Genomic DNA, 20,547 nt, shown 5'->3' on the forward strand with positions numbered 1-20,547 from the left:
GATATATGCCTTTAGAAGTATAAAAAACGGGCTTTTAAGGTAAAAAAAAAAGATTTTGGTTTTGTTGTTTATTTTTAATCATTAAATTTGAGGGGAAATAAAAGTAACATTTTTTATGACGAGTATTAATTTATAACCTTAATATACAACTATGAGTTATTTACGATTTGACAAGACGATAATGACAAATCTGGAAGAAACTCTAACTAGAGAAATTCTTCGTACGAATCGCTCGGGGGCTTATCATTGTTCGACAATTGTAGACTGTAATACGCGTAAGTATCATGGGTTGCTTGTGATACCTGTACCGGAGTTGGACGATGAAAACCATGTATTACTTTCTTCATTGGATGAAACTGTTATCCAACATGGGGCTGAGTTTAATCTTGGCTTGCATAAATATGGAGGCGACAATTTCAGTCCTAGAGGACATAAATACATTCGCGAATTCGAGTGTGAGAAAGTTCCGACGACTATTTATCGTGTAGGCGGTGTTATTTTAAAGAAAGAGAAGTTATTTGTACATCATGAAAACCGTATTCTGATAAGGTATACGTTAGTTGATGCACATTCTGAAACAATTCTTCGTTTGCGTCCTTATTTGGCTTTCCGTAGTGTAAGACAATATACGCACGAAAATGCACAGGCCAGTCGCCATTATGATGTGGTAGAGAACGGAATAAAGACATGTATGTATCCTGGATATCCGGAACTCTACATGCAGTTGAGTAAGGAAAATCAATTCTGTTTCCAGCCCGATTGGTATAGAGGCATTGAATATCCGAAAGAACGTGAACGCGGATATGATTTTAATGAAGATTTGTATGTGCCTGGTTACTTTGAGATTAGTATTAAGAAAGGGGAATCTGTTACTTTCTCAGGTGGCGTGACACCAATTGAAACTACTTCTCTTAATGCCTTGTTCGCAGCAGAAATGGAACAGCGAACTCCTCGTGATAACTTCAAAAACTGTCTTATTAATTCAGCTCATCAGTTCCTTAACAAGCAGGACGGTGAATCGTACATTTTAGCCGGGTATCCTTGGTTTAAGTGTCGTGCCCGTGACATATTTATTTCACTTCCTGGACTTACTCTTTCCATTGGTGAAATTGGTAAGTTTGAAATGATTATGGAAACGGCCTTAAAGGCTGTTTATGCATTCATGGAAGGTAAGGACTCTCATTTGAAGGTGACAGAGATAGAACATCCTGATGTGTTGTTATGGCTGGTATGGACTATACAGCAATATGCCAAGATGGTGTCATGGGATGAAGCGCGAGTAAAATATGGTAAAGCCTTGAAGGATGTGATGGATTATCTGGCAGGTAATCATCATCCTAATTTGAAAGTTCATGAGAACGGATTGGTTTGTACAAACGGAAGAGACAAAGCTGTTACATGGATGAACTCTACTGTAAATGGTCGTCCGGTAGTTGCTCGCACAGGATATGTGGTGGAATTTAATGCTTTGTGGTACAATGCACTTTGCTTTGTAGCTGATTTATTGTCTTCAGACAATGGTTTTGTAGATTATCTGCATCAGTTCTCCGATAAAGTGTCTCAGTCATTTGTGCAGACCTTCCTGAATGAATATGGCTATTTGCTTGATTACGTAGATGGCGATATGATGGACTGGAGTGTTCGTCCGAACATGATTTTTGCGGCAGCCTTTGATTATTCTCCATTGGATTCCAAACAGAAGAAAGGTGTTGTAGACATCGTAACAAAAGAATTGCTGACACCTAAAGGCATCCGTTCGCTGAGTCCGAAGAGTGGTGGTTATAATCCTAACTATGTAGGTCCTCAGCTTCAGCGTGATTATGCTTACCATCAGGGTACCGCATGGCCATGGCTGGAAGGTTTCTATCTGGAGGCTTATTTACGTATCTATAAACGGAGTGCAATTTCATTTGTAGAACGTCAGCTTATCAGTTATGAAGATCAGATGACCTGTCATTGCATCAGTTCTATTCCTGAATTATTTGATGGAAATCCGCCATTCCAGGGTAGAGGTGCTGTTTCATTTGCAATGAATGTGGCCGAAATTTTGCGTACATTGAATTTGTTGGAGAAATATAACAATCAATAAAGAGGAGGGGGTTATATGAAAGTTTTGATGTTTGGTTGGGAATTTCCTCCTCATATCTTAGGAGGATTAGGTACAGCCAGTTATGGATTGACTCATGGACTTGCTCAGCAGGAGGATATGGAAATTACTTTCTGTATTCCGAAGCCCTGGGGAGATGAGGACCAAAGTTTTTTACGTATCATAGGAATGAACAGTGTACCTATTGTATGGCGTGACGTACAATGGGATTATGTAAAAGATAGAGTGGGACATTATATGGATCCGCAGCTTTATTATGACTTGCGTGACCATATTTATGCAGATTTCAATTATATGCATACCAATGATTTGGGTTGCATGGAGTTTTCTGGAAGATATCCGGATAATCTGCATGAAGAAATTAATAACTATTCTATTGTAGCCGGTGTGGTGGCTCGTCAGCAACAGTTTGATATTATTCACTCGCACGACTGGTTGACTTATCCGGCTGGTATTCATGCTAAGCAGGTTTCTGGAAAACCGCTGGTTATCCATGTACACGCTACAGACTTTGACCGAAGCCGTGGTAATGTGAATCCTACTGTTTACTCCATTGAAAAGAACGGTATGGACCATGCTGATTGCATCATGTGTGTAAGTGAGTTGACACGTCAGACGGTTATTCACAAGTATTATCAGGATCCTCGCAAAGTATTCACCATGCACAATGCGGTATCTCCGCTTCCAAAAGAAATACAGGATATTCAGGTTAAGAAGAATCCGAAAGAAAAGATTGTTACTTTCTTGGGACGTATCACCATGCAGAAAGGTCCGGAATACTTTGTGGAAGCCGCTGCTATGGTATTGAATCGCACCCGTAACATTCGTTTTGTAATGGCTGGTAGCGGTGATATGATGAACGCCATGATTCGTCTGGCAGCAAAAAGAGGTATAGCCGACCGTTTCCATTTCCCAGGATTCATGAAAGGCAAGCAAGTATATGAAGTGCTGAAGATGAGTGATGTGTATATCATGCCGTCAGTGTCTGAACCATTTGGTATTTCACCACTGGAAGCTATGCAATGCTGCGTGCCGACAATCATCTCCAAACAGTCTGGTTGTGCCGAAATTCTTTCGAAGTGTATTAAAACAGACTATTGGGATATACATGCAATGGCAGATGCCATTTACTCTATCTGTACCAATGATTCACTTTATGAGTATCTCCGCGATGAAGGAAAGAAAGAAGTGGACGGCATTGTATGGGAGAAGGTCGGCGTGAAGATTCGCGCACTTTATGAGCAAGTCTTAAAAAATTATGGTAAATAAAACTGCAAAACAATATGAAAACAATTTGTCTTTACTTTGAAATACACCAGATTATTCATTTGAAACGTTATCGTTTCTTTGAAATCGGTTCAGAACATTATTACTACGATGATTATGCCAATGAGCAGGGTATGAATGAAGTGGCCGAACGTTCCTATATACCGGCCCTGAGAACCCTGATTGACATGGCAAAAGCAAATAACGGCGCATTTAAAGTAGCCTTGTCTATTTCAGGTGTAGCTTTGGAACAATTGGAAATCCACGCTCCGGCTGTAATAGAGTTGTTGCATGAGTTGAATGCCACGGGTTGCTGTGAATTCCTTTGCGAGCCTTATTCACATGGATTGTCTTCATTGAAAAATGAAACTTGCTTCTGCGAAGAAGTGGAACGCATGCGTGTGAAGATTAAAGACTATTTCGGACAAGAGCCTAAGGTATTCCGTAACTCCAGCTTGATTTATGACAATGAAATTGGTGGTATCGTAGCAGGTATGGGATTCAAGGGTATGCTGGCAGAAGGTGCTAAGCATGTGTTGGGATGGAAGAGCCCTCACTATTTGTACCACTGTGCCGAAAATCCGAATCTGAAACTGTTGCTGCGTGACTTTAAGTTGTCTGACGATATAAGCTTACGTTTCTCTAATACAGAATGGAGCGAATATCCGTTGTTTGCAGATAAATATATTGGCTGGATTGCTTCTCTGCCGGAAAACGAACAGGTTATCAATATCTTTATGGAATTGTCTGCTTTGGGTATCTTCCAGCCGCTGTCTTCCAATATTCTGGAATTCCTGAAAGCATTGCCGGAATGTGCTAAGCAGAAAGGCATTACCTTCTCTACTCCGTCGGAAATCGTAACGAAACTGAAATCAGTCGATATGATTGATGTGCCTTATCCAATGTCATGGACTGATGAAGAACGTGATATTAGCCCGTGGTTAGGAAATGTGATGCAGCGTGAAGCATTTGATAAGTTGTATAGCGTAGCAGAACGTGTACACTTGTGCTCTGACCGTAGAATCAAACAGGATTGGGATTATCTGCAGGCAAGCAATAACTTCCGTTTCATGACTACCAAGCAAATGGGCGTATCGTTGGATCGTGGTATTTATGATTCACCGTATGATGCTTTCACAAATTACATGAATATCCTTGGTGACTTTATTGCTCGTGTAAATTCATTGTATCCTGTAGATATGGAAGATGAAGAATTGAATTCTTTGTTGACAACCATACGTAATCAGGAAGAGGAACTGGTACAATTGAATGATCAGGTAAAGCATTTACAGGCCTTGGTTAAGGAACAATCCGAGAAAGAAAAGGCTCCTGCTAAAAAAGCTCCTGCCAAGAAAACAACTGCTGCCAAGAAGACTACTACAGCTAAGAAATAAAGCTTGAGATAGAGGCATAAAAAAAAATCCGGAAGTTTTTACTTCCGGATTTTTTTATATTCTTATTTCTTTATTTATTGAATTTCGGTTTGGTATAGATAACTTCCATCTTGATTTTTTCTCCTTCTTCGCCACCTATGAGTTTGGCTGAGTTCACTTCCAGATCGTGCGACAAACCGATGGTGTTTCCTTGAGAGTCTGTTTCGGTTTTTACCGGAATCAATACCATGGTATTGTATTTATCCCATCCTTCAGCCGGTTCTTCTTTGGTTCTCATATTGCTGAAAATCTGGCTGATCAAGCGGTTCACCTGTGAAAATGAATAGGAATTAGTTGTGCTGCTGTAAGAGCCTAAGAAGGTTGTTTTGCTGTCGTAATTCTTTCTTTGCTCAAAGAAATCGTTTACTTCATTCTTACGAATGAGCAGCAGATACTGTGGCGTTCCCATTTTGTAAGGATTATTTTCTGAGTTTTCGCTCACATTCTTGTACTTAGTAAATGACATAGAAACGGAGTTCAAAGTATCATTACCCAATGCCTCATACATTTCCTGTAAGGGTAGTTCTACTTCCGTGCAAAGTCCGGTAGGAGTTTTCAGATAGGTATGAGCTTTTTCTTCAGCAAGTCTGTTTAACGCATCTTCAGAATTGTCCAGACGCGTAGACATAAATACTTCGTTAGTTGCCGCAAAAGGAATTGAAGTATAAACGGTGGAGTCAACAACACCAGTAGAAGGTCTTTCAACCAAATATTCAACCTTCATGCGCAACCAGATATCTCCAATGTATAGAATTGAACCTTCTCCTCCTGTGTTATGTACATAAAATCCGTGCAATACATTATGGATAAAAGCATTAGCATCTTTGAAGTTGTTCTTGTCTTCTTTATATTTTGCTAATAAGTATTCACTGAATGTACCAGTCTTTTGCTCGTCTCCAATGTTCCATGTACTCTTTTTATCCAAGTCGATAACCAGAGGGGGATAATATCCGTTGGCACTTTTGATGGAGTCTATTTCAGCATCTGTCCATGAGTTGTCACGAACGGCATATTCTTGCTCAGCCAAAGGTAATCCGTTGGCATTGTAGAAATCTTCAGGCTTATAGGACGTATAATATAAATCTAAATCTTCTCCATTGTCATCAATTGCTTTTTTCAATACGTCCACTCTCACTTTCATCGGAGCTAAAGAATCACCAAAGAAACTGGCATACGATAATTCCAATGTAGTTGCCACAATTTTTTGAGTGGTTTCCGGAAATTCAAAATCTTCCGTGCAATTGATTTGTGTGATAAAATCGGTGGTATACGTTCCGAAATCCGGATCGGTGAATTTGCCCAAGTATGCGCTACTTGTACGGGAGAATACTCCGTTCGGGTTCAGGTCTGTATATTTCAGGGTTTTGGTAGTGGCCTCAAAAGTTTGAGCCGATGCAGTAATTTCATCTGCATCTGCCACGAATTCACCGACACCTGTAGTGGTATCATCACAACTGTAGAGTGTGGCTGCAAGTCCGATTGCTGCCAAGAACTTAAGTTTCATTTTCGTCCTTTTTTATGTATTCATATTTATTCGGAAACGAATACCTTGTCATAGAATGCGTCACACGCATCTGCATAGGCATCGCCCGAAGCGTATTCAAGTACCGGAATGTTCAGACTTCGTGCGTAGTCGAGTACATTCTGGTTTACAGTTTCGTCATTTTGAATCACTCCGTCAGAGTAAGCTACTGCTAACTTGCAGAGTTCCTCATAGTTTGCCGGCGACTTCATCATGCTGACATCTTCAGGAGTTACTTCTCTGAACAGCACTTGTTCGGCAAAGTTGGGAGCTAAGTTCGAATTAAATCCTTCCTGATAAAGTGAGAAAATCACCTTTGAATCACGGAAAGAAGGTTCATCGTAATATGCTTTTTTAATATAAAGAGGAACCATCGCACTCATCCATCCGTGACAGTGAATCACGTCCGGACACCAGCGCAGTTTCTTGACAGTTTCCAGCACACCACGGGCATAGAAGATGGCACGTTCGCCATTGTCTTCGTATTCCTTCCCGTTTTCATCGCATGTCATCTGGCGATGCAGGAAATAATCATCATTATCAATGAAGTACACTTGTCTGCGTGCAGCCTGAATGGATGCCACCTTGATAATCAGCGGATGATCCGTGTCATCGATAATCAGATTCATTCCTGACAGGCGGATAACCTCATGCAATTGGTTTCTGCGTTCGTTCACGATGCCCCATTTGGGCATGAATGTTCTGATTTCGCGGCCTTTGTCTTGTATGGCTTGCGGTAAATTCTGGCCGATTAATGCCAGGTTACTTTCGGGTACGTAGGGAGTAATTTCTTGTGTAATGAATAAAACTTTTTTCGCGCTCATTGTATTATAGTTGCTCTTAACGACTGGCAAAGATACAAAAAATACACCAATGAAGCGAACCGACAGCCGTTTATAAATCCTTATAGTATGTTAATGTATTGATAAACAGTGCACTATAATGGTATTTGTTCTACCCTCCAAATAGGATAAATTCGCTAAAAGCCAAAAGAATTTTCCGTTTCCGTTTCTTTATGTGCTAAATAAATAGTTACTTTGCAGCCGTTTTCTGAATTTATGATTAAAAACAGGAATAAGAGATGAAGTTAATTCAAACTATCAGTGAGCTTCGCGCCGAACTCGATGCTTTCCGTAAAGAAGGAAAGACTATCGGTCTGGTTCCGACGATGGGAGCTTTGCATGCGGGACACGCTTCGTTGGTGAATCGTGCCGTAGCTGAGAATGATGTAGTGGTAGTCAGTGATTTTGTGAACCCTACACAGTTTAACGACCAGAATGACCTTTTAAAATATCCGCGCACACTGGAGGCGGATTGTGCCTTATTGGAGAAATGTGGAGCTACGTTAGTTTTTGCTCCTTCTGTAGAAGAAATTTATCCTGAACCGGATACCCGTCAGTTCAGCTATGCGCCGCTGGATACGGTAATGGAAGGAAAATACCGTCCGGGACATTTCAACGGAGTTTGTCAGATTGTCAGCAAATTATTTTTGATGGTGGAACCTGACCGTGCTTATTTTGGTGAAAAGGATTTCCAGCAGCTGGCCATTATCCGTGAAATGGTACGCAAGTATCCTTTTAACATCCAGATTGTAGGATGTCCGATTGTACGTGAAGAAGACGGTCTGGCATTGAGCAGTCGTAATGCGCGTCTTACGGCAGAGCAGCGGAAGGAAGCCTTGCAGATTTCGAAGGCATTGTTTGCCAGTGTAGATTTCAGCAAGTCACGTGTTTTGCTTGAAACCAAGCAGTTTGTAGAAGACTGTATCCGTCGTGCACCGGGACTGAAACTGGAATATTTCGAGATTGTGGATGGCAATACGCTTCAGCCCGTGAAAGCATGGGACGAAAGCAATTACATTGTAGGTTGTATTACGGTATATTGCGGTGAAGTACGTCTGATTGATAACATTAAATATAAAGGATAACGGATGATGATGATTGAAGTGTTGAAGTCGAAGCTTCATTGCGTAACGGTGACAGAAGCGAACCTGAACTACATGGGCAGCATTACGATTGATGAAGATTTGATGGATGCGGCCAACATGATTGCCGGTGAGAAGGTACAGATTGTGGACAATAACAACGGTGAACGTTTTGAAACCTATATCATTAAGGGTGAACGTGGCTCAGGTTGTATTTGTCTGAACGGAGCGGCAGCCCGCAAGGTGCAGGTGGGCGATGTGGTGATTATCATGTCGTATGCCTTGATGGACTTTGAGGAGGCCAAGACTTTCAAGCCGACCGTGGTATTCCCGGATACAGCAACAAATCGTCTGTTGTAATTGAATTAGATAAGTTGATGAAATAAATAAAGGGTGCTGGAGGAAGATGAGAAATCTCTTTCCGGCACCCTTCGTTTTGGTATATTCTAAACGTTTTTCGCTTACGAAAAAACGCAAGTACGTTCGTACTAAAACGCCTTTGCGTTTGAATCAAAACGTACTTGCGTTTAGGATAAAACGTCTTTGTGTTTTCTTTCAAACGTACTTGCGTTTTGGGAGCGTGTCAAAAATTACACTTGAGGCACGTCCTGCAAGCTGTTTGCTATGTCTTCTTCGCTCAGTGAATAGTTGGTCAGGTTGCCCGACAAGTATTGGTCGTATGCACTCATGTCTATCAGACCATGACCGGACAAGTTGAACAGAATTACTTTTTCTTCACCTGTTTCCTTGCATTTTTCTGCTTCCTGAATAGCAGCAGCAATAGCATGGCAAGATTCCGGAGCTGGAATGATACCTTCAGCGCGGGCAAACAGACAGCCGGCCTTAAATGTGTCAAGCTGCTGTATGTCTACCGCTTCCATCAAATTGTCTTTCAACAGCTGAGAAACGATGACACCTGCACCGTGGTAGCGCAGACCACCGGCATGGATATTGGCAGGTGTAAAGTTGTGTCCTAAGGTAAACATCGGCAGTAGCGGGGTGTAGCCGGCTTCATCACCGAAGTCATATTCAAATTTACCTCTGGTCAGTTTGGGGCAAGATGCCGGTTCGGCTGCGATATAACGTGTCTTCTTTCCTTCCAGAATGGTGTGACGCATGAACGGGAAACAGATTCCACCGAAGTTGGAACCTCCTCCGAAGCATCCGATAATCATGTCTGGATATTCACCGGCCATTTCCATCTGCTTTTCAGCTTCCAGCCCGATAACCGTCTGGTGCAGGGTTACGTGGCTCAGCACGGACCCCAGTGTATATTTACAGTTTGGTGTGGTGCGTGCCAGCTCGATAGCTTCCGAGATGGCAGTACCCAGTGAACCCTGATGGTTCGGATATTTGGTCAGGATATTTTTTCCTGCACGGGTAGACATGGAAGGAGAAGGAGTTACCTGTGCGCCGAAGGTCTGCATGATGCTGCGGCGATAAGGCTTCTGTTCGTAACTGATTTTTACCTGATATACGGCAGCTTCCAGTCCGAACACCTTCGCGGCATACGACAAGGCAGCTCCCCATTGTCCGGCACCTGTTTCAGTAGTGATGTTCGTTACGCCTTCTTTCTTGCAGTAGTAAGCTTGTGCCAGTGCAGAGTTCAGTTTGTGTGAACCGATAGGGCTGACACTTTCATTCTTGAAATAGATGTGTGCCGGTGTACCCAGTGCTTTCTCCAGTCCGTAAGCACGTACCAGCGGGGTGCTGCGGTAGTATTTGTACATTTCCCGTACTTCTTCCGGAATTTCAATCCACGCATCAGTCTGGTTCAATTCCTGATGGCAGAGTTCCTTGGCGAAGATAGGGTAGAGGTCTTCCGGTTTCAACGGTTCTTTTGTAGCCGGGTTCAGTGGAGGCATGGGTTTGTTGACCATGTCGGCTTGAATGTTATACCAGTATTTTGGTATTTCATCTTCAGGTAAGATGAATCTTTTCTGTCTATTACTCATAATTGCTTACTATTTTTAAGTTTTCGTCAAAAATATGGAAATAAATGATAACAAACAACTCATTTTGCTTTTTTTCTTATCTGTTTTCTTACTGAATAGAATCTTGTGGTAGATTTCTCCTTTCTTTGTCGCATAAGTATATGGATTTTTCCATACATTTGTAAATACATTCATTCACTATAATATGGATTATTGGGAACGACTTTTTTTATATAATAAGAAACTGCTTATGCCGCGTGTAAACCAGCTGCTTAACTGGGTGATGGGGATTAATTTTCTGTGCGGCATTGTCTTTTTACTGACCATTGTGTATGAATATGGATTCAGGATTTCTGCGGCGGAGTATAATCTGATACATACGGTCTATCATACGGTATGGGTCATCTTTTTAGTTACAACAACGATACAGATTGTCTTTCGTCAGGAAGATTCCTCGTTTAAGTTTACTCCGTGGACATGGATTCTTACCATACTGCTTTATCTGACCTTGCTCCCTGTGGTATTCAAAAAGCCGGAGGAAACGACTGGGGTATATTGGGTATGGGTGTTCTTTCATCATGCTTATTATAAGGGAACTATCCTGGTGCTGCTTTCCTTCTCCCAGCTTTCGGGCATTCTGGTGCGCTTGCTGGGCAAACGTACCAATCCGTCGTTGATTCTGGCAGGCAGTTTTCTGGTGTTTATTTTGTTGGGTACTGGGTTGTTGATGCTTCCTCGGGCTACCTATCACGGCATTTCGTTCATGGATGCCCTGTTTACAGCTACGAGTGCGACGTGTGTCACAGGGCTTGTTACCGTAGATGTGCCTTCCACCTTTACGCTGGAGGGACAAATCCTGATTATTCTCCTGATTCAGATAGGCGGACTCGGGGTGATGACGCTGACAAGTTTCTTCGCCATGTTTTTTATGGGAAATACCTCGCTTTATAATCAGCTGATGGTGGGCGACATGATCAGTTCCAACTCCTTGAATTCGCTATTGTCTACCTTATTATATATATTGGGCTTTACGCTGGCGATAGAAGGAGTTGGTATGGTGGTTATCTGGCTAAGTGTGCATGGCACGTTGGGAATGACCTTGCAGGAAGAACTCTTCTTTTCTGCCTTCCATTCCGTGTCAGCCTTTTGTAATGCAGGTTTTTCCACCTTGCCCGGTGGGATGGGCAATCCGGCCGTCATGCAGGGACATAATCTGCTTTACATCACTTTGGGATTGCTGATTGCATTGGGAGGCATCGGATTCCCGATATTGGTGAATTTGTACGAAACGGTGGCGTATTACCTGCAAGCCGGAAAATTCTGGCTGTTGCGTCGTTCCGGAAGATTCCGGAAAAAAGTACACCTGTATAATTTGAATACGAAGATTGTGCTGGTGGCTACTGTCTTTCTTTTAATAGGTGGTACATTGGCCATTGCTGCCCTGGAGTGGAACCATTCTTTTGCAGGCATGCCGGTGGCAGACAAGTGGGTGCATGCTTTCTTTAATTCCTCTTGTCCGCGAACTGCCGGTTTTGCCAGTGTGGGGCTGACCTCCTTGTCTACACAAACCTTGTTGCTCATGGTGGTGCTGATGATGATAGGAGGGGGCACGCAGTCTACGGCCGGTGGGGTAAAAGTCAACGTATTTGCGGTGGTCTTGATTAATTTGTGGGCCGTAGTTCGCGGGGCCGACCGTGTGGCAATTTTACGTCGTGAACTGTCACACGATTCTATCCGTCGTTCGAATGCCGCATTGATTTTGTATCTGTTTATGGTCTTTCTGGCCATCTTCCTGTTGAGTGTGCTGGAACCGGAAGCCGGGTTGCTGGCCATTACTTTCGAATGTGTTTCGGCATTGAGTACCGTCGGTTCCAGTCTTGACCTGACACCGACCTTGGGCAATAGCAGCAAGTTGCTGGTGATTCTGCTGATGTATATTGGTCGTGTCGGTGCATTTACCTTGCTCACCGGTCTGGTACGCCAGGAGAAGAAACGCAATTACAGGTATCCAAGTGATAACATTATCATCAACTGATGTATGAAATATTTGATTATTGGTTTAGGACATTATGGGGCCACATTGGCTATGGAGCTGACAGCCATGGGGCATGAAGTGGTAGGTGCAGACGGAAACGGATTGCACGTAGACAGTGTGAAGGACCGCATGGCAGCTTCGTTTGCGCTCGACGCGACGGATGAAATGGCACTTTCCGTGCTTCCGCTGAAGAGTGTGGATGCGGTAATCGTAGCTATAGGCGATAATTTTGGTGCTTCGGTCCGGATTGTGTCGTTGCTGAAAAAGCTGAAAGTGAAACGGATTTATGCACGGGCGGTAGACGAGGTACACAAGGGTGTGCTCGAAGCCTTTTCGATAGACCGTATTCTGACACCGGAGCAGGATGCGGCACGTTTGCTGGCACAACAGCTGGAGTTGGATGGCGGGGCTGAATTTTTCCAGATAGACGGCAATACCTACGTGTTCAAGCTAGAGATTCCGGAGAAACTGGTAGGCTATCACATCAATGAACTGAACCTGGAACAGGAATTCGGTCTGAAACTGATTTCTCTGGTACAGGGCAAACAGGTGAAAAACTTCCTGGGTATATCTGTCTTCGAGAAAGAGGTGGCCAATACATTCCCAGAGGACTATGCACTTCAGAAAGGCGACGGACTGGTGTGCTACGGCTCTTATTTCAGCTTTATGCAATTTTGGAAATCAGTCCGTTAGTCCATTTTCTAACGGATGTTTCTCTTGTTCAGTGCCTGCTGGTAACGGCGGGCATTGGCCTGATGTTCAGCAAAGGTAGCGGCAAAGTTGTGCGTGCCCGAGAAATCTTCTTTGGCGCACATGTAGAGGTAATCATGCTGTGCATGGTTCAGCACGCTTTCTATTCCCTGGATGGAAGCAATGCGGATAGGACCGGGAGGAAGTCCGGCGTGCTTGTAAGTGTTGTAAGGACTTTCTACCTCCAGGTGTTTGTGCAGAATGCGTCGCAGTCCGAATTCTTGCAGGCTGAATTTGATGGTCGGATCGGCCTGGAGTGGCATTCCCGCTTGTAGACGGTTCAGGTAGAGTTCTGCCACCATCGGCATCTCACTCTTGTTGGCTGTTTCTTCTTCCACGATGGAGGCCAGTGTGCTGACTTCTACCGGAGTCAGTCCGCAGGCTTGGGCTTTGTCCTTTCGTTCCTGCGTCCAGAAACGTTCATGTTCTTTTTTCATTCGTCGGATAAAGGCTTCTGCATCCGTATTCCAATAGGCTTCATACGTGTTCGGGATGAACAGCGCAGGCATCGTTTCAAGACTGAAACCCAATGAAGCGCAGAAGGCACTGTCACCGACAAGTCGGGCAAACTCCGTAGAATCGGGCATGAGTTGACGGTCCAGCGAGCGTGTCAGACGTGCCAGGGTCCGCACATTGGGTATAACCACTTTGACCGGAGTCTGATGTCCGCTACTCAGGCGGCGGAATAAAGTAAGTGTATTGATGGATGCATCAAATTGATAGGCTCCGGTATGAATCTGCTGGTTGTATTTTTTGAGACGAGCCAGCATTTTGAATCCTGTCAGATGTGTGGCATTCAAATCTCTTTGAAGTTTGACGTACACGGAGTCGGCTGTATCGTCTCCATCTATATAAATAAAGGTGGCTTTCTCTATGCGGAGAGGGTGATTGAACAGCAAGGAAATAGTGCTGATAGCTCCTCCTAAAATTAGAATTGTGACAAGGGCACAAATAATGATTGTCTTTTTTGATTTCATTTGGTTTCAAATTTGGGTGTAAAAGTAGTAAGAAAACTTTATTTCTGCGGCAGTGAAGCGTCAGAATCTGATAAGGATGGATGTACATTTCATGTAATTTTATGTAGAATGGTCAAATCTCCTCCTGAAAAATGTCAAATGTACACCCATTACATGGAAAATATTCCTACATTTGTAAAGTGTGAAATAAACAAGTAAAATCAATAAGTATGAAAAATGCAATTCTAGGGTTGGCTTTTTGTGCCGCAATGCCTTTATGCGCTCAGCAGAAGGCCACAGTGACTGTTCATCCGGAGCAGGGAAAACAAATCATCAATAAGGAAATTTATGGTCAGTTTGCCGAACACCTCGGTACATGTATCTATGGAGGTCTTTGGGTAGGAGAAGATTCTTCCATACCTAATATTAAAGGTTATCGTAAAGATGTGTTCGAAGCATTGAAAGACTTGAAAGTGCCTGTACTCCGCTGGCCGGGAGGATGCTTTGCCGATGAATACCATTGGATGGACGGTATTGGTCCTCGTGAAAAACGTCCGCGTATGGTCAACAACAACTGGGGAGGAACCGTAGAAGATAACAGCTTCGGAACACACGAATTCCTGAACTTGTGCGAAATGTTAGGATGTGAACCTTACATCAGCGGAAACGTAGGTAGCGGTAGCGTGGAAGAAATGGCCAAGTGGGTAGAATATATGACTTCTGAACAAGGAAGCCCGATGGCAAAATTGCGTCTGGAAAACGGACGTGAAAAACCGTGGAAAGTAAAATACTTCGGAGTGGGAAATGAAAGCTGGGGATGCGGAGGTAGCATGCGTCCGGAATACTATGCCGATTTGTATCGCCGTTATTCTACTTATTGCCGTAACTACGATGGCAACCGCTTGTTCAAGATTGCCAGCGGTGCCAGCGATTATGACTATAACTGGACTGAAGTGTTGATGAAAAACGTAGGTCATCGCATGGACGGACTTTCTCTGCACTATTATACTGTGCTTGGATGGAGTGGAAGCAAAGGTTCTGCTACGAAGTTCAACGACGAAGATTATTATTGGACAATGGGAAAATGTCGCGAAATTGAAGATGTGCTTAAGCGTCACATTGCCATTATGGACAAATATGACCCGAAAAAGCAGATTGGCTTGATGGTAGACGAATGGGGAACCTGGTGGGATGAAGAACCGGGTACTATCAGCGGTCATCTTTACCAGCAGAATACCTTGCGCGATGCCTTCGTGGCTTCTTTGAGTCTGGATATCTTCCATAAATATACCGATCGAGTTAAAATGACCAACATTGCTCAGGTGGTAAATGTATTGCAGTCTATGATTCTGACCAAAGAAGACAAGATGGTGCTGACTCCGACTTACTATGTGTTCAAGATGTATAACGTACATCAGGATGCCACTTATCTGCCGCTCGATTTGCAGTGCGAACGTAAGATTGTACGCGACAACCGTATCGTACCGATGGTAAGTGCGACTGCTTCACGTGATAAATCAGGAGCTATTCATATGTCACTTTCTAACGTAGATCTGGAAGAGTCACAGGAAATCACACTGACCCTGGGTGATGTAAAGGCTAAATCGGTAAGCGGACAGATTCTGACATCTGAAAAGATTGACGATTACAATACGTTTGAACAGCCTGACCTGGTGAAATTGGCCGACTTCAAAGGCGCTAAATTGACAAAGAATGGACTTGTAGTGAAATTGCCTGCAAAATCAATTGTTACATTGGAAATTAAATAGTATATTGCAGAATCTTCTTTGTTTGTAGAAAAGAAGAATTTGTAAATACCATATAATCAGTAAAGTATCGCTTTCTGAAAATCAACCGTCCGTTAACGGAATTTGATTTCAGAAAGCGATATTTTTGTTTTGTAACATGAATGTAACAGGATGTTACATTTTCTTTAAGCGTATGACATCTGTTTGTAACACTAATATGAGACCTTTGTGGTGTCAAAAAAATGAGTCTATAGGAAAAATGAAAACAAAGAAAAGAGTTTTATGTCTGTTAAGCATCTGGATGTGCACTGTGGGTGCTGCCTTTGCAGATGGAGCGCCTGAAGAACGGGCTCCTGGTGAGAAAAAAGGAGATGCCATCATTACCATATTTTCGGATGCGCATTCTGGTTTTGGTTCTGTCAATGATGACAGAGGGTTTAATCTGGACCGTGCCTATATTGGCTATCAGTATGCTTTGCCTCACGGATTGCAGTTGAAGGCGGTAGTTGATTTCGGTCAGTCAAAAGACGTAAATGACCATCAGCGCATCGGATATGTGAAAAATGCACAGATTACCTGGAAGCAAAACGGCTGGACGTTGAATGCCGGATTAATCACTACGACTCAATTTAAGGTTCAGGAAGATTTCTGGGGAAAACGTTACGTGATGAAATCTTTTCAGGATGAATATAAGTTCGGCAGCAGTGCGGACTTGGGGGTTTCAGTAGCCTATAAATTTAACAAGGTGGTTTCGGCCGATGTGATTGTGGCCAACGGAGAAGGATATAAAAAAGTACAGGTGAAAGACGGTTTGCAGTATGGTGCCGGCGTGACACTGACTCCGGTTGAGGGCCTGACGGTACGTGCATACGGTTCGTATAATGAATCAGTAGAAGAAGGGGAAAAAGGTATTACGAATCTGGCTGCTTTTGTCGGATATAAGCATACGGCCTTCTCGGTGGCAGCGGAATACAACTACCAGACCAACACGAAATATGTGCCTGATTGTGATCAGGATGGTTTCTCGGTTTATGCGTCTGCACAGTTAAGCAAGAAAATAAGTCTTTTCGGTCGTTGGGACCTGCTCTCTTCAGAGAAAGACTGGAACAAGGATGCAGACGGTATGGCCGGAATGGTAGGTGCCGAATTTAAATTAGGTAAATACATCAAGTTAGCTCCTAACTTCCGGTTGTGGTCGCCGAAAACAGAAGGCGGCAAGACAGCCAGTTATGTATACCTGAATGCTTCGTTTGCGATTTAACTCAATGAATAACATAGATTTGTAACTTATATTAAATGTATAACACAATGAAAAAGTTTTATTTGCCTTTAATTGCTGGAGCGATGGCTTTGTCGTTTGCAGCGTGTGGTGGACAGAAATCAGCTAATGGTCGTGAATCAGTAGAACTGACAGGTGCAGGTGCTACATTCCCTTTGCCATTTTATAATATGTCTTTCGAAAACTACAATGCAACTTCTGGTGACAAGATTTCTTACGGTGGTATTGGTAGTGGCGGTGGTGTCCGCAACTTGAAAGACGGTATCGTAGACTTTGCAGGTAGCGATGCTTTCTTGAGCGACAAGGAAATGGCTGAAATGCAGCCGGTGGTACACATCCCGACTTGTATGGGAGCTGTCGTAATGGCATACAACTTGCCGGATGTGGTTAAACTGAATCTTTCTGGTGACGTGATTGCCGATATTTATGCAGGTAAGATTACAGACTGGAACGATGCGCGTTTGCAGAAACTGAATCCGGATGTACAGTTGCCGGCAAAGAAAATCATTCTGGCATACCGTTCAGATGGTAGTGGAACAACTTTCATCTTTACAGACTATCTGTCAAAAGTAAGTGAAAACTGGAAAAACACTTACGGTGCAGGTAAAACCGTGGATTTCCCGGTCGGACAGGCTGCTAAAGGTAATCCGGGCGTAGCAGGAATTATCGCACAGACTCCTTACTCATTAGGATATATTGGTTCTGAATATGCTTTTGCTCAGAAAATTCCTTACGCAAGCGTATATAACAAGCGTGGTGAATTGGTAGTACCTTCTACTGAAAGTATCTCTGCAGCTGCCGGTGACATTCCTCAGGATACTCGTTGTTCAATTACCGATGCAGATGCAGCAGGAGCTTATCCTATCAGTTGCTTCACCTGGTTGCTGATTTACAAGGAACAGCACTATGCAGACCGTTCTATGGAACAGGCAAAAGCTACATTGGACTTAATGCAATATATGTTGAGCGACAGCGTACAGCAGACTACTGCTACCGTACACTATGCGCCGCTGCCTAAGAAGGCTATCGAACAAAGCCTTCAGAACCTGAAAGCTGTGACATACGATGGACAGCCGATTCTTAAATAAATAAGACAATAAGTTATGCAAGACAAACTGTTTAAAGTCTTACTTATCTTATCGGCTATAGTGATACCGGTCATTGGTGGGGGAATTATTTACTCCCTCACCGTTGACGCTTCCGGCGCTTTCGAGGAGTTTGGATTCTGGCATTTTATCTTCTCTGACGACTGGGTGACCACTGCCGGTAAAGAAAGTTATGGCGCTCTTCCTTTTATTACGGGTACACTGCTTACAACGGCACTGGCGTTGCTGATGTGTATTCCATTTTCACTTCCTGTCGCACTGTTCACTGGTGAGTATTTCCGTGGAAAGAAAATCGCAGCCGTTCTGGGTACAGTGATTGATTTGCTGGCAGGTATTCCTTCCATTATCTATGGTTTGTGGGGTTTCTATGTACTTCGTACCGTATTCATGCACTTGAATCTGTCTCCGCAGGGTTCCGGTATTCTGACTGCTGCGTTTGTGCTGGCCATCATGATTGTGCCGTATGCAGCTTCCTTGAGTGCCGAATTTATCAAGATGGTTCCTTCCGACTTGAAAGAAGGGGCTTATGCCATGGGAGCTACGCGTGCAGAGGTAATCAAGAGAGTGATATTCCCGATGGCGGGTTCCGGTATTTTCTCAGCCTATATTCTGGCTATCGGACGTGCGCTGGGAGAAACGATGACAGTGACCATGCTGATTGGAAATACCAACCAGATGCCGGACACACTGCGTACCACGGGTAATACCATGGCAAGTATCATTGCAAACCAGTTTGGCGAGGCAGACGGTTTGAAGCTTTCTTCACTGATCGCCATCGGTTTGTTACTGTTCCTGATTACGGCCATCATTAATATTATCGGAAAGATTTTGATTCGTCGTGCCCGTCACGTGTAATCTGCTAAAAAGATTTGTGCTTATGTTATATGGAAATAATATTAAGATACGTATCCTGAAAAGCCGCTTGCTTTATATTTTGGTTTGCGTATTGTCGGGTGTGACAGCGATTCCTTTGCTGGCGATTTTGGGAGAAGTATTGATCAAGGGTTGGAAACAGTTAGGCTGGTCGTTTCTCACCGAGGCTACTCCGAATGCCTATAAGGCGATGATGGCTGCTTCTGCTGGAGAAGCAATTCCGGGGGGAATTGCAAACGGAATTATCGGAACCTTTCTGATGCTTCTGTTGGCTGCTGTAGTCGCTATCCCAGTAGGAATTTTATGTGGTATCTGTCTGTCAGAATACAGAAAAAGCTGGTTTGCTGTATTTGTCAGCTACCTGACCGACTTGCTTCAGGGTACTCCTTCCATTATTATCGGTATTATTACTTACATCTGGGTGGTTGTTCCGATGAAAGGTTATTCGGCTATTGCAGGAAGTGTGGCATTGTTTATCATGATGCTTCCGCTGATTATCCGTTCAACGGAAGAAACCATGAAGGTGCTTCCGGAAACCTTGAAAGAGGCCGGACTGGCATTGGGTGGTAGTTACTGGAGAGTGATGCTGAAGGTGATGGTGCCTTCTGCATTGGGCAGTATCTTTACCGGTATTTTGCTGGCCATCTCTCGTGTAGTCGGTGAAACAGCTCCGTTGATGTTTACTGCTCTGGGTGGAGCCGCTATCAGCTGGAACATGACCAAGCCTATGTCGGCTGTTCCTTTGCTTATCTGGGAGTTCTTCAACGACCCGAACTTGCAGAGCCTGATATGGGGAGCTTCTTTGTTCCTGTTGACTTTTGTGTTATGTCTGAATTTATTAGCTAAACGAATTGCAAAGAAATGGAAAATATAAAGGATCCGATTCTTCAAATAAAAGATGTGTGTATATCATATACCAGCGACGTAATGGCTGTAAAGCATGTGTCGGCTGATATTGAAAAAAATACGATTACGGCCATCATGGGGCCTTCTGGATGTGGAAAGAGTACGCTGCTGCGTGCCGTGAACCGCATGCATGAGTTGTACAAGAATATCCGTGTGACGGGAGAAATTTTACTGAATGGTGAAAATGTGCTTCAGATGCACCCGATGGAAGAACGTCGTCGCATCGGTATGGTGTTCCAGCGTCCGAATCCGTTCCCGACCATGAATATTTACGACAATGTGTTGGCCGGATATATCCTGAACGGTATTCATCTGTCAAAATCACAGAAAGATGAGATTGTAGAACGTAACTTGCGCAACGTATGTCTGTGGGATGAAGTGAAGGACTCGCTGACAAAGCGTGGTACTTTCCTCTCTGGCGGACAGCAGCAGCGCTTATGTATTGCACGCTCTTTAGCACTTCAGCCGGATATATTGCTTATGGATGAGCCAACTTCAGCTCTTGACCCGATTGCTACCAAGCACATTGAGGGATTGATGGACCAGTTGAAAAAAGAGGTGACCATCCTGATTGTGACTCACAATATGTCACAGGCCATGCGTATCTCCGACCGTTCCATGTTCATGTATATGGGTGAACTGATAGAGTATGACAATACGGAGAAAATGTTTAAAGATCCGGCAGATGAACGTACAAGAGCTTATCTG

General features: G+C 43.5%; 17 protein-coding genes. 13 read left to right on the forward strand and 4 right to left on the reverse strand.

Annotated elements, in window-relative coordinates; all coding sequences use genetic code 11:
* The first annotated feature begins 151 nt into the window (after positions 1-151).
* Genes WKT20_RS14790 through WKT20_RS14800 form a run of 3 tightly spaced genes read left to right on the forward strand, consistent with a single transcriptional unit; the run spans position 152 to position 4,767 of the window.
* A complete protein-coding gene (locus WKT20_RS14790) occupies positions 152-2,089 on the forward strand; it encodes a glycogen debranching enzyme N-terminal domain-containing protein (protein WP_270653643.1) in 1,938 nt (645 codons plus the stop codon).
* A gap of 15 nt (positions 2,090-2,104) precedes the next feature.
* A complete protein-coding gene (locus WKT20_RS14795; protein WP_117702274.1) occupies positions 2,105-3,376 on the forward strand; it encodes a glycosyltransferase family 4 protein in 1,272 nt (423 codons plus the stop codon).
* Positions 3,377-3,390: 14 nt separating this feature from the next.
* Positions 3,391-4,767 (forward strand): glycoside hydrolase family 57 protein, encoded by a 1,377-nt coding sequence (locus WKT20_RS14800; protein ID WP_117702273.1) that lies wholly within the window; start codon positions 3,391-3,393, stop codon positions 4,765-4,767.
* Positions 4,768-4,837: 70 nt separating this feature from the next.
* On the opposite strand, the gene WKT20_RS14805 is transcribed toward WKT20_RS14800, so the two are convergent.
* On the reverse strand, positions 4,838-6,310 hold the full coding sequence (locus WKT20_RS14805) for a DUF4270 domain-containing protein (RefSeq protein WP_117702272.1): 1,473 nt from the start codon (positions 6,308-6,310) through the stop codon (positions 4,838-4,840).
* 26 nt (positions 6,311-6,336) lie between these two features.
* On the reverse strand, positions 6,337-7,152 hold the full coding sequence (locus WKT20_RS14810; protein ID WP_118165483.1) for a glycogen/starch synthase: 816 nt from the start codon (positions 7,150-7,152) through the stop codon (positions 6,337-6,339).
* A 257-nt stretch (positions 7,153-7,409) separates the two neighbouring features.
* On the opposite strand from WKT20_RS14810, the gene panC reads away from it, so the two are divergent.
* Complete coding sequence (gene panC, locus WKT20_RS14815; RefSeq protein ID WP_118165481.1) at positions 7,410-8,255, forward strand: pantoate--beta-alanine ligase; 846 nt, start codon at positions 7,410-7,412, stop codon at positions 8,253-8,255.
* A 6-nt stretch (positions 8,256-8,261) separates the two neighbouring features.
* On the forward strand, positions 8,262-8,612 hold the full coding sequence (gene panD / locus WKT20_RS14820) for an aspartate 1-decarboxylase (RefSeq protein ID WP_040313152.1): 351 nt from the start codon (positions 8,262-8,264) through the stop codon (positions 8,610-8,612).
* 230 nt (positions 8,613-8,842) lie between these two features.
* Here panD and WKT20_RS14825 read toward each other — a convergent pair whose 3' ends face one another.
* Positions 8,843-10,207 carry a TrpB-like pyridoxal phosphate-dependent enzyme gene (locus WKT20_RS14825; protein WP_022052869.1) on the reverse strand — a complete coding sequence of 455 codons (1,365 nt, stop codon included), beginning with the start codon at positions 10,205-10,207 and terminating at the stop codon, positions 8,843-8,845.
* Between the two features lie 184 nt (positions 10,208-10,391).
* On the opposite strand from WKT20_RS14825, the gene WKT20_RS14830 reads away from it, so the two are divergent.
* Positions 10,392-12,221, forward strand: coding sequence for a TrkH family potassium uptake protein (locus tag WKT20_RS14830; protein ID WP_118165480.1), 1,830 nt, complete (start codon positions 10,392-10,394; stop codon positions 12,219-12,221).
* Positions 12,222-12,224: 3 nt separating this feature from the next.
* Positions 12,225-12,914, forward strand: a complete 690-nt coding sequence (locus WKT20_RS14835; protein ID WP_118165478.1) for a potassium channel family protein — start codon at positions 12,225-12,227, stop codon at positions 12,912-12,914.
* Positions 12,915-12,922: 8 nt separating this feature from the next.
* On the opposite strand, the gene mltG is transcribed toward WKT20_RS14835, so the two are convergent.
* Positions 12,923-13,948 carry an endolytic transglycosylase MltG gene (mltG, locus tag WKT20_RS14840; protein ID WP_118441275.1) on the reverse strand — a complete coding sequence of 342 codons (1,026 nt, stop codon included), beginning with the start codon at positions 13,946-13,948 and terminating at the stop codon, positions 12,923-12,925.
* 209 nt (positions 13,949-14,157) lie between these two features.
* Between mltG and WKT20_RS14845 the strand changes: the two genes are divergently transcribed.
* From WKT20_RS14845 to WKT20_RS14870, 6 genes are all read left to right on the forward strand, one after another.
* Complete coding sequence (locus WKT20_RS14845; RefSeq protein ID WP_340417601.1) at positions 14,158-15,696, forward strand: alpha-N-arabinofuranosidase; 1,539 nt, start codon at positions 14,158-14,160, stop codon at positions 15,694-15,696.
* A 238-nt stretch (positions 15,697-15,934) separates the two neighbouring features.
* Positions 15,935-16,936 (forward strand): hypothetical protein, encoded by a 1,002-nt coding sequence (locus WKT20_RS14850; RefSeq protein WP_270653641.1) that lies wholly within the window; start codon positions 15,935-15,937, stop codon positions 16,934-16,936.
* A 47-nt stretch (positions 16,937-16,983) separates the two neighbouring features.
* Positions 16,984-18,042, forward strand: coding sequence for a phosphate ABC transporter substrate-binding protein PstS (gene pstS / locus WKT20_RS14855; protein WP_040313108.1), 1,059 nt, complete (start codon positions 16,984-16,986; stop codon positions 18,040-18,042).
* 15 nt (positions 18,043-18,057) lie between these two features.
* Positions 18,058-18,915: a phosphate ABC transporter permease subunit PstC gene (pstC, locus tag WKT20_RS14860; protein ID WP_007562365.1), complete on the forward strand. Its 858-nt coding sequence runs from the start codon at positions 18,058-18,060 to the stop codon at positions 18,913-18,915.
* 22 nt (positions 18,916-18,937) lie between these two features.
* Positions 18,938-19,807, forward strand: a complete 870-nt coding sequence (pstA, locus tag WKT20_RS14865; RefSeq protein ID WP_007562367.1) for a phosphate ABC transporter permease PstA — start codon at positions 18,938-18,940, stop codon at positions 19,805-19,807.
* A partial coding sequence (locus WKT20_RS14870; RefSeq protein WP_340417602.1) for a phosphate ABC transporter ATP-binding protein occupies positions 19,795-20,547 on the forward strand: 753 nt, incomplete at its 3' end. The genes pstA and WKT20_RS14870, both read left to right, overlap by 13 nt.

This window comes from Phocaeicola sp. ICN-14070, assembly GCF_037892625.1.
GTDB lineage: Bacteria > Bacteroidota > Bacteroidia > Bacteroidales > Bacteroidaceae > Phocaeicola > Phocaeicola plebeius.

Coding starts and splice junctions, on each gene's coding strand:
- panD (WP_040313152.1), top strand. CDS start 8,262: ATGATGATTGAAGTGTTGAAGTCGAAGCTTCATTGCGTAACGGTGACA.
- pstA (WP_007562367.1), top strand. CDS start 18,938: ATGTTATATGGAAATAATATTAAGATACGTATCCTGAAAAGCCGCTTG.
- WKT20_RS14825 (WP_022052869.1), bottom strand. CDS start 10,207: ATGAGTAATAGACAGAAAAGATTCATCTTACCTGAAGATGAAATACCA.
- WKT20_RS14850 (WP_270653641.1), top strand. CDS start 15,935: ATGAAAACAAAGAAAAGAGTTTTATGTCTGTTAAGCATCTGGATGTGC.
- WKT20_RS14790 (WP_270653643.1), top strand. CDS start 152: ATGAGTTATTTACGATTTGACAAGACGATAATGACAAATCTGGAAGAA.
- WKT20_RS14810 (WP_118165483.1), bottom strand. CDS start 7,152: ATGAGCGCGAAAAAAGTTTTATTCATTACACAAGAAATTACTCCCTAC.
- pstS (WP_040313108.1), top strand. CDS start 16,984: ATGAAAAAGTTTTATTTGCCTTTAATTGCTGGAGCGATGGCTTTGTCG.
- WKT20_RS14805 (WP_117702272.1), bottom strand. CDS start 6,310: ATGAAACTTAAGTTCTTGGCAGCAATCGGACTTGCAGCCACACTCTAC.
- WKT20_RS14845 (WP_340417601.1), top strand. CDS start 14,158: ATGAAAAATGCAATTCTAGGGTTGGCTTTTTGTGCCGCAATGCCTTTA.
- pstC (WP_007562365.1), top strand. CDS start 18,058: ATGCAAGACAAACTGTTTAAAGTCTTACTTATCTTATCGGCTATAGTG.
- WKT20_RS14835 (WP_118165478.1), top strand. CDS start 12,225: ATGAAATATTTGATTATTGGTTTAGGACATTATGGGGCCACATTGGCT.
- WKT20_RS14795 (WP_117702274.1), top strand. CDS start 2,105: ATGAAAGTTTTGATGTTTGGTTGGGAATTTCCTCCTCATATCTTAGGA.
- WKT20_RS14800 (WP_117702273.1), top strand. CDS start 3,391: ATGAAAACAATTTGTCTTTACTTTGAAATACACCAGATTATTCATTTG.
- mltG (WP_118441275.1), bottom strand. CDS start 13,948: ATGAAATCAAAAAAGACAATCATTATTTGTGCCCTTGTCACAATTCTA.
- WKT20_RS14830 (WP_118165480.1), top strand. CDS start 10,392: ATGGATTATTGGGAACGACTTTTTTTATATAATAAGAAACTGCTTATG.
- panC (WP_118165481.1), top strand. CDS start 7,410: ATGAAGTTAATTCAAACTATCAGTGAGCTTCGCGCCGAACTCGATGCT.